General features: G+C 35.2%; 12 protein-coding genes and 6 pseudogenes. 6 read left to right on the plus strand and 12 right to left on the minus strand.

The window, feature by feature from the left end:
* Positions 1-390: 390 nt before the first annotated feature.
* The 6 genes and pseudogenes from J7E77_RS04555 to J7E77_RS31385 all read right to left on the minus strand — a co-directional run.
* Positions 391-1124 (minus strand): annotated as a pseudogene (locus tag J7E77_RS04555) (globin domain-containing protein); the annotation flags it as partial.
* Positions 1125-1432: 308 nt separating this feature from the next.
* Positions 1433-1696, minus strand: a pseudogene (locus J7E77_RS04560) (transposase); the annotation flags it as partial.
* A gap of 735 nt (positions 1697-2431) precedes the next feature.
* Complete coding sequence (locus J7E77_RS31650) at positions 2432-2548, minus strand: hypothetical protein (protein WP_168246131.1); 117 nt, start codon at positions 2546-2548, stop codon at positions 2432-2434.
* 220 nt (positions 2549-2768) lie between these two features.
* Positions 2769-3089: an aromatic-ring-hydroxylating dioxygenase subunit beta gene (locus J7E77_RS31655; protein WP_374102950.1), complete on the minus strand. Its 321-nt coding sequence runs from the start codon at positions 3087-3089 to the stop codon at positions 2769-2771.
* Positions 3049-3300 carry an SDR family NAD(P)-dependent oxidoreductase gene (locus J7E77_RS30435; RefSeq protein WP_251027993.1) on the minus strand — a complete coding sequence of 84 codons (252 nt, stop codon included), beginning with the start codon at positions 3298-3300 and terminating at the stop codon, positions 3049-3051. Before J7E77_RS30435 ends, J7E77_RS31655 begins: the two co-directional genes overlap by 41 nt.
* The gene (locus tag J7E77_RS31385) at positions 3231-3653 is read right to left on the minus strand and encodes an SDR family NAD(P)-dependent oxidoreductase (RefSeq protein ID WP_308160404.1); all 423 of its coding nucleotides are present in this window, start codon (positions 3651-3653) and stop codon (positions 3231-3233) included. Before J7E77_RS31385 ends, J7E77_RS30435 begins: the two co-directional genes overlap by 70 nt.
* Positions 3654-4156: 503 nt before the next feature.
* Here J7E77_RS31385 and J7E77_RS04575 point away from each other — a divergent pair.
* From J7E77_RS04575 to J7E77_RS04585, 3 genes and pseudogenes are all read left to right on the plus strand, one after another.
* Positions 4157-4309 (plus strand): annotated as a pseudogene (locus J7E77_RS04575) (IS3 family transposase); the annotation flags it as partial.
* A 314-nt stretch (positions 4310-4623) separates the two neighbouring features.
* Positions 4624-5959, plus strand: a pseudogene (locus tag J7E77_RS04580) (gluconate:H+ symporter).
* Between the two features lie 164 nt (positions 5960-6123).
* Complete coding sequence (locus J7E77_RS04585) at positions 6124-7089, plus strand: 3-hydroxyacyl-CoA dehydrogenase family protein (protein ID WP_214712701.1); 966 nt, start codon at positions 6124-6126, stop codon at positions 7087-7089.
* A gap of 322 nt (positions 7090-7411) precedes the next feature.
* Here the strand turns inward: J7E77_RS04585 and J7E77_RS31080 are convergent.
* The 5 genes and pseudogenes from J7E77_RS31080 to J7E77_RS04605 form a co-directional block, all read right to left on the minus strand.
* Positions 7412-7598 (minus strand): annotated as a pseudogene (locus J7E77_RS31080) (IS110 family transposase); the annotation flags it as partial.
* A gap of 212 nt (positions 7599-7810) precedes the next feature.
* Positions 7811-8614, minus strand: a complete 804-nt coding sequence (locus J7E77_RS04590; RefSeq protein WP_214712702.1) for a hypothetical protein — start codon at positions 8612-8614, stop codon at positions 7811-7813.
* A 55-nt stretch (positions 8615-8669) separates the two neighbouring features.
* Complete coding sequence (locus tag J7E77_RS04595) at positions 8670-9146, minus strand: GNAT family N-acetyltransferase (protein WP_214712769.1); 477 nt, start codon at positions 9144-9146, stop codon at positions 8670-8672.
* Positions 9147-9370: 224 nt separating this feature from the next.
* Positions 9371-10735: pseudogene (locus J7E77_RS04600) on the minus strand (IS1182 family transposase).
* A gap of 146 nt (positions 10736-10881) precedes the next feature.
* Positions 10882-11325, minus strand: a complete 444-nt coding sequence (locus J7E77_RS04605; RefSeq protein ID WP_214712771.1) for an ArsI/CadI family heavy metal resistance metalloenzyme — start codon at positions 11323-11325, stop codon at positions 10882-10884.
* Positions 11326-11607: 282 nt separating this feature from the next.
* Between J7E77_RS04605 and J7E77_RS04610 the strand changes: the two genes are divergently transcribed.
* The 3 genes from J7E77_RS04610 to J7E77_RS04620 all read left to right on the plus strand — a co-directional run bounded on the left by J7E77_RS04610 (position 11608) and on the right by J7E77_RS04620 (position 12435).
* A complete protein-coding gene (locus tag J7E77_RS04610; protein ID WP_214712706.1) occupies positions 11608-11934 on the plus strand; it encodes an ArsR/SmtB family transcription factor in 327 nt (108 codons plus the stop codon).
* Between the two features lie 75 nt (positions 11935-12009).
* Positions 12010-12201 carry a hypothetical protein gene (locus tag J7E77_RS04615; RefSeq protein WP_214712708.1) on the plus strand — a complete coding sequence of 64 codons (192 nt, stop codon included), beginning with the start codon at positions 12010-12012 and terminating at the stop codon, positions 12199-12201.
* Between the two features lie 27 nt (positions 12202-12228).
* On the plus strand, positions 12229-12435 hold the full coding sequence (locus tag J7E77_RS04620; protein ID WP_214712709.1) for a hypothetical protein: 207 nt from the start codon (positions 12229-12231) through the stop codon (positions 12433-12435).
* A gap of 303 nt (positions 12436-12738) precedes the next feature.
* On the opposite strand, the gene J7E77_RS04625 is transcribed toward J7E77_RS04620, so the two are convergent.
* The gene (locus J7E77_RS04625) at positions 12739-13119 is read right to left on the minus strand and encodes a YidH family protein (protein ID WP_214712710.1); all 381 of its coding nucleotides are present in this window, start codon (positions 13117-13119) and stop codon (positions 12739-12741) included.
* Between the last annotated feature and the right edge of the window lie 12 nt (positions 13120-13131).

Here is a 13131-nt window from a genome sequence, read left to right on the forward strand (position 1 = left end):
AAACTTGCACGCAGCGATGGCAGTGTAAAGAGTGTGGGAAATATGATGCCGACCAGAAGAAAACATCCACCTTTAACCAAAAATGAAATGGCATCCTGCCGTTATTCATCAAGCTATTGGTAAATAAAATGCCAGTTTCAAAAACTATTGATGTTCTAGGTATTGGGGTAAAAACTTATTATAGTAAATTGGAATGGGTTTATCGCAGATACTTAGAATTTTTGGACGACACGAACAGAAGCCATTACAAAACAAATGCTATAGTTATATAGGTTGAATTTGTATGCAAGCCTTCAATATAGTTATCTCTGCGGTTGAATTTATCGAGCTTAGAATTTTTCCCAATGTTGATGTTGATTGAAAAAAATACTCTTCAGAATATTAGTCTCCACCGCCGCTTAACAGGACAACAGGTGATTTTTTATCCAAATCCAGGACAAAGTCCCCGGCAGTGCACTTACTTGAAGAATGTCTCCCTCCTCCACATGGTCATGAAGATAATTTGATACCTGGCCGTCAGGATTTGTGGTTCCCGCCTCACGTTTGACGTTGATTCGATAATAGTCTTTTCCCGGAGCATCAGAAAGGCTGTATTGACGAATATGTGTATACTTTTCACCTTCGATTTTTAACTTTATGCTAATATATTGCCCTGGCTGGAAGCTGACAAATTCCTTATAATCTTCGGGTTTTAAATAAAAAGAGGTGATAAGGTCGCTTTCCACTACTTTCCGCTCAACGATGAAAGGTCAGAACCCGTCCCATCCGCCATTTTGATTAGACGCTTGTTTGTACAATTCAGCTTCTACATTAATAAAGGTAACGGCAATTTCTTTATAAGCGTCTGTCCATGCATCGATAATTTCGTCTGTTGCTGCATAACCCAGCACATCCTTGATTGCTAATAGCAAGAATTTTCCTACGATGATTGGATAATGTTCCGGTTTAATCCCGAGACTGCGGTGTTTGTGGGCAATTTGGTTCACAACAGGAAGAATGGCAGAGAGGTTATCGATGTATTTGGCTGCAGCATATACTGCGCTTGCAAGTGCCTTTTGCTGTTTTCTTTGTTTTTGGTTTGCATGATTAAATATATTAAGGAGTTCAGGGTGTGCTCCAAACATTAATTGATAAAAACGGGTTGTAATTTTTTTCTTCTCTAACACTGGAACAGTTGATTTTACAAGCTCTATTTTTTTTGATCTAACAAATTAAACACTCCCTTTAAGTTATTACTATTTACAAGGTGTTATTTTAAAACACTTCATTCCGGGACTATGTGATATAAATCACATATTTTCGAATATAGTCGTAAGAGCCACAAATGGGGCTTATTAGCTAATTTGTTAATATTAATTTCAAAATTGGAGGGGAACAAGAACAAGTTCTTCCTCTATTGTTTCTCTTATCCTTAACGTTACGATTAAGGAAGCAAGGTAGGTGTTCCAACAATTTGTGTGTAAACAGGATCTATAGTTAATTGATCTGCAGCGTCATCTTCGGAATACCCAGCAATGATTTGATAAATCTTTTGGCATTTAAGGGTTTCATCTGAATGAAGTTAATAGGCCCTTGAATCATTCAGTTTTATGTGCTCTCCTAAAGTCTTCGAAAATCCGATTTTTCATCGAATTCTCTAAAGAGAAATTCACCTGTATCGGGAGGAAAGAGATCCTCCATCACTTGACAATTTAATTTTCCGGTTGAGATCAAGAGTTACTTGCGTTAAAGAATCCTTTCTGTGTGGTTTTTGTGTGGTTACTTAAACTCTAATAGAAGTGGATTCTTTTTTCATTTTTTTAGCGCAAACCAAATTGGGTGAGAAAGTTTATATACAAGGCTATAAGCTTAAATCTTAAATTACTATGAATGAATCAGATTAAATGATATTTTTTCTCTAACGCTAAGAAGAAGAAATAATTTTAGTTCCGCCTGTTTGCCACAAAAGGAACATGTTTTTTTTGTTTGGGCAGGCACTTTTTTTACATGTGGAACAGGAAGTAATTCCAATCCTTTTGTGAGATGTTCTTTACAAACCATTACCATAATGAATGCTCCCTTCTAATTAGACTCTACTCGAGCAAATTAAGTAAATAGGTTGGTTCTCCCCCCACCTGATGAAACAGTTGTTTTAATCCTCCTAGAAAATTCTGTAATTTGACTTGGAATAGGATAGGCAAAACCCGTATTTCTTCTGACGAGGCGACAGGATTCACTTTAGGTTACAACCTGTCTGTTAATTTGCAAGCACTCTCAAAGAGTTACTTTGTCACAGGGATTCAACCTTAGCCACCAGTTACCTGTCAGCTACCGAGAAGTCTTGGCAGTTGGACTTAAACCAACTAGCAATTAACGGCTTGCTGGGCACCAAATAAGGAAGAAGTTAGAAGACCTTAGGCTCCCTTACCCCATAAAGAATAATGAAATTAAACTAATTTCCACTGTTATTTTTCTGTTGCGAGGCTCTTGGCTTTTGCAATTTCTGCAGCCATACCCAAATCATGTCTTCTTGACCGCCAACAAACTTACGTTTTCCTAATCTAACGATTTATTAAGATCCGTCACGCTTAACACAACATACCCCAACTTTTAATAGCGAATCATTCGAAAACCTCCTAATATTTTAGGGGGTCTGACACCCACTGGTTCACCGCGGTAATCCAGCGTGGGTCAGCTCCAAAATTTGTCTACAAATTATAAGATGATACTTACTTTTCCGTGGGGGCGGAGACTGTCCAATTTGAGAATGACTTTCTTGGATTGAATCTTTAATTCTCCATTTTCTTTTTCAATGATGTATTCGTTGACCACGACAAATTGTCAAGTACTTCACGCTTCGTACGGTAGGTAGAGAAATTGCATCTAACTTTTACGGCATCCTCTTCATTATTAACGATTCTTACATTCGTCACATTGTGAAGAGTAGTGGAGTGCGGGTATTCTACATGGGCTTCTCTTTTCAGTAATCGTAACGCCCGCTGTTCTAAATTTTTGGCGAATTCTCTTCCTAATCCGGAAACAATGGCATAGACCCCGCCCTTTGCAGCATTATAGGCTGCATGGTCCCATAAACCATTTTCGAACAGAATCTGCCCCTATGTTAATAATCCGTCCGTAATTTTGTTTCACCATATGCGGCAACACTCTGTAACATGACCACAGCATAGTCCAGAGGTTGCGGTCAATTGTTGTTTTTAAGGTTTCCGGTGTTTGTTCAAGGAACGGGAGAATCACGCCTCCGCCGGAATTATTGACAAGAATGTCGATTTTGTCCCATTTATGTATGGCTTTTTCAACCATCTAGATAACGTTTTCATCTTTTGATAGATCACCAATAAAGTAGTCTGTTCCCGCCCTGTTAATTGGGCCACTTCCTCGGTGACTTTCTTCGTACGTTCCGGATTGGTTCCTGTAACCAATACAGTCGCACCTGCTTGTGATAAACCAATTGCAACCGCTTTCCCAATTCCTTGTGAAGAACCTGTTACATGGCTACTCTCCCTTCCAAAAGATAGGCTTGTGATTGACTCGACGACTCGACATGCTAAAATCTCCTCTTTTCCTTGTAATCTCTTTTTTGGTTTGTAAAGAAAAAGGTCTGTTTCCTTTTTGTCGTGACTATCAAATGCACAAAAACTAACATCGATCCGGATACCTCAGCCAAATGTAATCGCATCCAAAACTTAACTCAGTGTGCTATGGTCAAAAAATGTTAATATTTAAATATATCGGAATATTATCTTGATTAATTTAATTTTAAATCTTTTCCCCATGTAATTCTAATCGAAATAATCTTTCTTCTAGAGCCAAAATTCAAGATTTTATTAATATATAAACCAATGAATACATGTTAATTCTAGTGCAAGGAAATGTTTTAATAGGAATAATGACTAGACTTCGTTGTCCTGAGTGAGTTCTAAAAAACATTTAATTAAAAAAGGGTAAGGGGAGTTGGAAATCAAAAATAAAACCACGAATAAACAAAAAGACATCTTTCTATTTAAATCCTTCCAAATTTATTTTTTTCCAAAAAAAAAGCCGTTCTCCCTATAAAATGTACCCTAATAGAGTACTTAAAAAAAGTCTACCTAGAGGGTACATTTTTGTATAATAAAGAAATACAACTCAGCGAACTAAACATGGAGACGGATTAATTATGAGTAAAAAGATCTTCACAGAGAAAGAGATCAAGTTGCAATCAGCTAATAATTACGTTAAATCTGTAAGCTCAAAAGGAATCACCTATACTGATCAATTTAAGCATATATTTATTGTGGAAAAAGAGAAGGGCAAATTCGCAAGAGAAATTTTGTTGCTGTTTGTACCATCTTGTTTTCTCCTCCTAATATGGCTCTGATTTTCTAAATAAGAATTATTAATCAATACAGTAATATTTTCTCCTTATAGATCCCGTTATTGACTTACAACTATAAAAAATATTTTTAAAAAACCGCCTTTTTATAAATTATATTCTATTAGATATTTCAATAGCTTTTTATTACAATATAAACATTCGAAAAATTCTCATATATCTAAAATATTTATTTCTGAATGTTTAAGACAAAGGGAATTCTTTAAGTTAATGGAAGATTTAGGGTTATATAAAAAAGGGGGACAATGAAAATGCCATTATTAATGGTTGCACTTGGAGTTATTCTATTAATTATTTTAATCAAAGTCTTCAAATTAAACGCAAAAGGTCGAACAGCATAACATTCTCCCACAGGCCCGCTGATGCAGGTGGAGCCTATCGAATTTCAATGACATTAATCGATAAGTTTGGAAGAAGGAATGTGCAATGGGCAATTGCTGCTTCTTCCTTTATCGTAGGAATTGCTTTATTCTGGGACGTTGCCTTTATTCTATTAGTTCCAATCATCTATATGATTTCTAAGGAACTAAAGATTTCCATTACACACTTTGGCCTTACGTTAGCAGGTGCTTTAGTTGTCGCACACAGCTTCTTGCCACCTCATCCAGGAATCACTGCCGTTACACAGGAGTACGGAGCAGACCTCGCCATGGTATTAATATACGGAATCATTATTGGGATACCACAATTGTAGTTGCGGGAGTTTGGTTCCCTAAAATCAACAAAAAGTGGATCCCAAGTGCTTTTGAAAAAACAGGCAATGCGGAAGCAATAGGAGATCAAAAACTATGGAAATTAGAAGAAACACCTGGATTTGGAATCAGTGTCTTAACAGCGGTATTCCCGATTCTATTGATGTTTGCAGCAGCTTTTTTAGATATTTTCCAAAAACAATTGGGATTTGCCGATAATCTTTTAGTTGTAATTATTCGTTTTGTCGGAAACGCTCCAGTAGCTTTGTTAATCTCACTATTATTAGCTATGTATACAATGGGAATTGCCAGGAAAACTCCAATGAAAGACTTAACGTCCTCTGCAGGGGCATCCATCAACGCGATTGGTTTGCTAATCTTAATTACTGGTGGTGGTGGTGCATTCAAACAAGTTATTATAGATGGCGGAGTTGGGGAATATATTGCTAGTCTGTTTACTGATGTTTCCATTTCTCCAGTTCTTCTTTCGTGGATTATTGCCGTAATTTTCCGTATTTGTTTAGGTTCAGGAACTGTTGCAGCATTATCAACTGCCGGATTGGTGCTTCCAATGCTAGAATCATATCCTGAGGCAAACTTAGCACTTGTTGCTCTTGCTACTGGAGCGGGAACAGCTTTTGCTTCACACGTAAATGATCCTGGCTTCTGGATGGTAAAAGAATTTTTTGGCTTATCAATGAAAGAAACATTTGCGACATATACGATTCTTTCATCAGTAGCATCAATTGTTGGAATTATTCTTGTCCTCTTAATGGATACTTCTGTCATATTAGCTGGTGTAACCATTGCAGCTATCCTAGTTGCTGCAGTTGTTATTCACACGATTGAAGGGGCTGGAAACAAGAAGAAGCAAATTAAAAATATTTCTGTTTAATCTTTATATATTAACATAACACCAAGAGAAAGCTATCTGATAAATTCCTTTCACAATGAAGTTACTATTATAAAAATAAATAGCAAGATGCTTCCTATTTTTAATAGACTTTCTATTCTAATTATGAAAAATGAAGAAAATATAATACGAAATGGGGTTTTTAAATGAAGATCATCACAGTACTTGGAGCAGGTATTATGGGTCATGGCGTTGCTCAATTACTAGCACAAGCAGGATATATTGTACGTATTCAAGCTAGACGCGAGACATCATTGGAAACAGCAAAAAAAATGATTACGAACAGCTTGAAAATTATGGTTAATAAAGGAATGCTGTCACAAGAAAAAATGGAGCAGACTTTGGATAATATTAAATATACAACAGATTTACTTGAAGCGATCCAGGATACTGATTTTATTCTAGAATCTATTCCAGAAGTGCTTGAGACAAAATTAGATACTTACGAGATTATTGAAAGCATTGTCTCTGAAAAAACGATTATTGCATCTAATACATCTACTTTCCCATTAAAAGAATTAACACAAAGAGCAAAACATCCAGGAAGATTTATCATTACACATTACTTTAACCCTCCACAACTTGTACCAATTGTAGAAATTGCTAAATTTGAGAAGACAGATGAAAATGTCGTAAAAGTAACTTATGACCTAATGAAAGAAATCGGTAAAACTCCAGTGGTACTGAAAAAAGAGATTACCGGCTTTATCGTTAACCGCATACAAGTAGCTTTTCTACGGGAATGCTTCAACTTAATTGAATTGGGAGTATGTACGGCAGAAGATATTGATATCGCTGTAAGAGGAAGCATGGGCTTTAAATGGGCTTTTTGCGGACCAATGGAAAGTCAGGATTTAGCAGGTCTGCAAACAACACAAGCTATGGTATACAACATCGAGCAGGATTTATCGAATACAAGAGAAGTTCCTAAATTCTTAAAAGAAATGGTCGAAAAAAGTGAACATGGTATTCGTTCAAATAAAGGTTTCTATGAATACGATGATAATGGGGCAAAAGCAATTTATACACGTGATGATAATTTCCTAGATCTTCTAAAATTAATTCAAGACAAAGAAGCAAAGAAGGAAAAAACAGCATCAGCAGTTAAATAAGCAATGTGACAGTTTAAAAATAGTGAGAAAGAAGTTGGTTTAGCCGGCTTCTTTTTTTTTGCTCCGTACAGCGTCTCCGATTCTGGGATAGAAAAAGCTTTTGTTGATTAACTTAGATTTACCCTCGGACCCAAGAAACACTTATTTTAAGTTCAACTCTCCTGTTACTTGAAGAAGAAAAAGGCTACTGAAGAAACATTTCCTTCAAAGGCGAATTCCCTTCTTAGTTCAAAAGCTATTTATTGTTTAGCGCTTTTTTTAGTCCTTCTAGTTCTGCCAATGCACCTGTTGCTGAATAAAATTTAATCTTATTTTCTAATATCTCTTTTTCCTCTTCTATCCACTCTATGAAACAGTTAAAGCTAGAATTTGTATTTTCAAAGTAAAAGGGTGCCGAAAACTCTAAAGTCTTGGGCTCTTGCCACATGCTTATATTTAGCAATATCAACACCTATAATTAATGTTTGAGAAGTAATTTGAGCAATCTTCTCATTTTGGTTATAATTCATTTAAATAGCCTCCTGGTATTTGTGATTGTTGTCCTTTTTGCCTGCAAGCTTTGGACACTCATATCATACCAAGGGGCTTTTTTATGTCAAACCTCATATTTCTTCATTACAGGAATGCTGCCCTTTAGTTGAAGAAGGAAAAGGCATTACCTTTGTTGTAGTAGTTCCCCTTTGTTATAATCCTTCATGAGTTTCTTTTTAACCCCAATTATTTACTTTGAATCCCAAAGCCTTTTTCGTTTATCCAATAGATAACTATTACTAACTTTAACCATCTGATCGAAAGTAACTTTAGGAGGTATCGACGATTTAGATCCTCTTGGATACATAATATTATTTTTGTTGTTATTATGAGTTCTATCAAATTTTAGATTCCCGTGAGCATCTCTCATTGCCTCTCCTTTAGAGTTCACAACTAAATATGGATTGGGATCATCTTTATCATTAAATTTATTGGTGTAATACAAAATATGTCCTATTTCATGCGCAACTACCCATGGATAGTCATCTACACCATCGGAGACTACAATTAAATAAGGGGGTATTTTTGTATCATACGCAAGTGAAAGTCCATTCGCTTGTCCCTTAAATTCCAACCCGGGTAAATATATAATAATAACATCTGGTTTTGTTTTTCTTAACAAAAAATATTCTACTGCCTTATTATAGAGGGCTTTTAAAGGCGCATTTTTACTTAGTGGTTCTCTACTTATGTTCGTTGTCTTAAGACTAGTACCAATATGAGCAAACCCAACATTTTCAAATGCAATTCCTTTCCATACCCTTTGTGCATTTTCATATTGTCTAAGAGGCTCTTTTATTTCATTTTCACGTAGATTAAAATAATTTAGTACGTTTTCTATAGAAAGATTATCATAATAAGTGTTTTTAGCGTTATTCGTTATTCGGTACTTATTCGACTCAATGAACAAATTTACGGTCTTTTGATCAGTTTTAAGTAAAGTTGATAAAGATTTTATTGTTGTTTCAATTGTTGAACAATCTAGTATACGCAATTTATTTCACCTTCAATAGCATAGAATTAACCCTATGTTTTTCGCTGGAATAGAATTAATTAATTCCAACGATATTACTTCTTCTTTCTAACAAAATAGTATCACGCCAAACACCATCCATTTTCCCAATACGCTCTCGTCTACCAACCTCCCGAAAACCATGCTTACTATGTAATTTAAGGCTAGCAACATTTTCAGGAAATATACCTGATTGTAACGTCCAGAAACCGTTCTGTTCGCTTTGTTCAATCAATGAATTTAAAAGTCTACTGCCAATCCCCTTTCCATTATTGCTTTGACTAACATAAATGCTCACTTCGGCTACGCCCGAATAGACACATCGCCCTGAAACTGGGGTTAACGCAGCCCAGCCTAAAACCTTATCCTCTAAGAGTGCAACAAGACGACACTCCTTCACATGACCACTATCCCATTCTTCCCATGACGGAGCCTCTTTTTGAAAGGTGGCATTACCAGTAGCAATTCCTTCTAAATAGATTTCACGAACCTGTCCCCAATCATCCTGTTCCATTTGATCGATAACTATTGAATCTTGCACTCAAACCACCAGCTTTGTTTATTTATTAAGTTAAATATAAGTGCTTTACATTTTTCCATCAAGTAATTAAAAGCGTTTCTGCTTATACAGAAACGCTCAGAGTGTAGACAAAAGGCATCCGAATGGACTCATTCGGATGCCTTTTGTCCCTTTTATGCTCTTAATATCTTAAAATGGACCTCTCCTGAGGTACATTTTTACACCATTTCTGGACTTCTCCATGTCCAGTTGGCCATCTTCTTCAAATTCATGGATGCCAAAAGTAAGCATCGCTTGCATGGACAATTTTTTTAGGCCCCTTAGGGTTGTCCAACGCATACCATGCTTTTCCTTAGCATCTGCAAAAACACGTTCAATCGTTTCTTTCCGTTTTGCGTAAATGCTTTTATTCTCTTGTGTATGACGAAGATGGTCGGCTTCTTCTAAGTATTTTTCCCATACATGACGCTGAATGAGCTTTTTATGTTCCTTACTTTGCGTACACTCTGAAAGTAATGGGCAAGTATTACATTGAATCGGATTTGAGAAGTATTGATGATAGCCTTCTTTCGTCGTCGTTGCATATTTCAGTATTTGTCCTTGCGGACAAATATAACAATCGTAATGTTCATCATAAACATATTCATGCTTTTTCATATATCCTTCCTTCGTACGAGGGCGAGTATATGGTAAAGCAGGTGTCATATCATTTTCAAATAGATATTGGGCAATAGCAGGTGATTTGTATCCAGCGTCAGCAGCAACCAGCTTCAGGTTTTCCATGGTTCTCAATTACCTTTTCCAGTAGTGGCTCGAAGATGGCACTATCATGGATGTTCCCAGGCGTAACAATCGCTCCCAAAATAAAACCCTTACGATCAGAGGCTGCATGAAATGAGTATGCAAATTGCTTTGTTCATTCATCCTTCACGTAATAACCACTCTCAGGATCAGTAGTACTTTCTTTGATTTCTTTCAGTTCTTCTTTATCAAATTTATCTGGAGGAAATGGTTTCTTTCCATGGTCTTCACGGTCACCATTGATTTCATCTTGAAGACGTGATTGGTACGCTTTCGTTTCTTTACGTACCACTTTCTTCTCAAATTTACGCTTATTCGCACTCGCTTTTACATGAGTCGAATCAATAAATACGTGCTCGCCACTTACCAACTTCTTATCTGCGGCTTCCTTCAAAATACGATAGAAAATCTGTTCAAATAAATCTGTATCCTTGAATCGTCGTTCGTAATTTTTCCCGAAAGTTGAGAAGTGAGGTACTTTATCATGAAATCCAAATCCTAAAAACCAACGGTAAGCTAGATTTGTATCAATCTCTTCTATAGTTTTGCGCATGGAGCGAATACCGAAGGTATATTGGATGAAAGCCATCTTAATTAATACCACAGGATCAATACTTGGACGACCACGTTCGGTAGAGTACATTTCTTGAACAAGTGAAATATATAAATGAAAAATCGATAGCAGCTTCCATTTTACGAACCAAATGATTCGCAGGTACAAGCTGGTCTAAAGTAATCATTTCTAATTGGTCCCGATTTATCTGTGTGTTTTTCGTTAGCATTTCATCACCTCATGAAAATCTAATATGTATCTTAATTATACAAAAAAAATACCATCGATAAATCCGATTTTTTTCGAATTTGTCGACAGTCAGAGCGTTTCTGCTTATACAGAAACGCTCAAGGAGTTGATGTTAACCTTAGAGATTTAACAACTTGTTGAAGTTTTTGTTTCTTCCCTGGTCGGTTGAGTTGCACAACAAGATGGTCCCGTAATCATAGTTTCTACATCACCTTTTGTATAAAAGAACTCCCATTCGTTCCCGTCTGGGTCTGTCACCCAAAATTTATCTTGAGTAGCATAGCAACAGGTAACATCCATCTCTTCCCTTGCAAAGAACCCTAATTTTTCTAAACGGTCTTTATGCTGAAGAACTTCTTCTTGATTTTCCACTTGAAAGCCAAAATGCCCTACCTGGTTTCCTGAAACAGCGTCTTTTAAGTTTAAAGTGAAGTTGAGTCCAGGATCATCAAGTAAAAACTTGGCATAGTCTGGTTTAACCTTTACAGGCTCCGTATTAAATACTTTAGTATAAAACTCAATTGACTTTTCTAAATCCGTTACATTGACTCCAACATGCATTTTCATTATTAACAACTCCCTCATGATTTTTTATAAATCAAATATTTTTGATTTATAATCCATAAATCAACTTTTTTTGATTTATGGTTTCAGTATATTAGTAATTTTTTCTAATTACAACCCCTTTATCAAAAAAAATTGATTTATTATTTGTATAATTTTAGCTCCTCAGAAATATAATAAAATATAAACTTAAATCAACTTTTTTTGATTTAATCAATTGACACATGAAAATATTGGATATATCATGAATGTATCAAGATTATTTGATTTATGAAGTGGGTGATAAAGATGAAAGAAGAAATTCCATTACAAGATATATCCTTAGATAAAGTGTTTGAAAAATATGAGCTAAAATTTAAAGCTATTGCTGATAAAAAAAGACTTCAAATCATGAATATTTTAACTCAGAATGGTTCTATGTGTGTGTGCGATCTGGCTCCTATGATGGATATGGCCCAATCAAAATTGTCATATCATTTAAAGATTTTATTAGATGCCAACATTATCAAAAAAGAAACAAAGGGCACCTGGAGTTATTATGAACTGAATCAAGAGGAACTAAATCATTTATTGTCCCATGAACTTTGCTGTATCTTTAAACCAACCTGTTGCTAATTTTTTTAAACTTTATATCAATTTTTTTTGATTAATAAATCAATATTATTATTTGATTAATAGGAGGAAATCAATATGTTTAATGAGTATGAGGTATATCAATTGATGAAAATACGCCAAGAGGAAGTTGAAAGAAAAGCACAAAATTCCTGGAAAATGGAAGATTTTCAAAAGGACACATTTTTTCAAAAGCTAGTTAAGAAATTTAAACCGAACCAACAATTAACTATCTTAAAAACAAATTGCGATTGCGTGTGCTGTTGTTAAGCACTCGGCCCTATAGGAGGTTGTATTTTGACTGTTAATCATGCTAGTACCTTGAGAAAAGAGTATTTTCTTTCCTATATCAATTTAGTAATGATTTCTCGAAATTGTTCCCTACAACAGGCAAAGGAATTAACAATAGAACTGTTTTTCAAAAACAACATTGAACAATATGGTAAACAAACTTATGAGAGATTTTTAGAAGCTTTTAAACATTTAAGTAAGAATGAAAATTAACTATTTCACGGGCCTTGTATTTGGCAATAAAACTGCTGTTTATTGCAGTATGTTTTTTGAATGTAAAAGCTGAAAATTCCAAGAAATGAATAAAAACTTGCATATTTTCGGCTTTTTTTATAATTTGTATATTGAACAAAAGCACCCTATAGTTTAAGTAATTCTTCACAATCTTTATTTATTCCTTAAATAAGACTATAGTTCCTCTAATTTCTCCAATTATAAATTGGAATTGACATCAAAAATAATCCCCCCCAAAAATAAAAGTGCCGCTGTAATAATTCAAAGCGACACTTTAACGGATTATATCAATCCCCAAGCAAATAAATAGTAAATACCGAAAATTAGAAAGATAAGCAGCAATACAAGCGATAAAAAGATAACTAAATTTCGTGGAAATATAAAAGTTTGTTGATTAATATCTTTCCCTTTTTTAAAATAGCCAATGGTTGACATCATTAAGGTCATAATCCCTACGAATATAGAAGCTAATCCAATTGTTTGAGCTAATCTATCTCCAATGGCTATGTTTTCAGTTATAGAAGAAAAGTGAAGGTTGGTTATTAAAAAACCAACGCCAATAATCGTAATGCTTGTTCGTATCCAGGCCAAGTAAGTGCGTTCATTCGCTAAGTGTTGCTGAATATATTTTGAATCAAGCGTCTGTTGGTCGTTGTTTTTCATTTTTTATCCCTC

This window comes from Bacillus sp. ISL-77 (assembly GCF_018613105.1).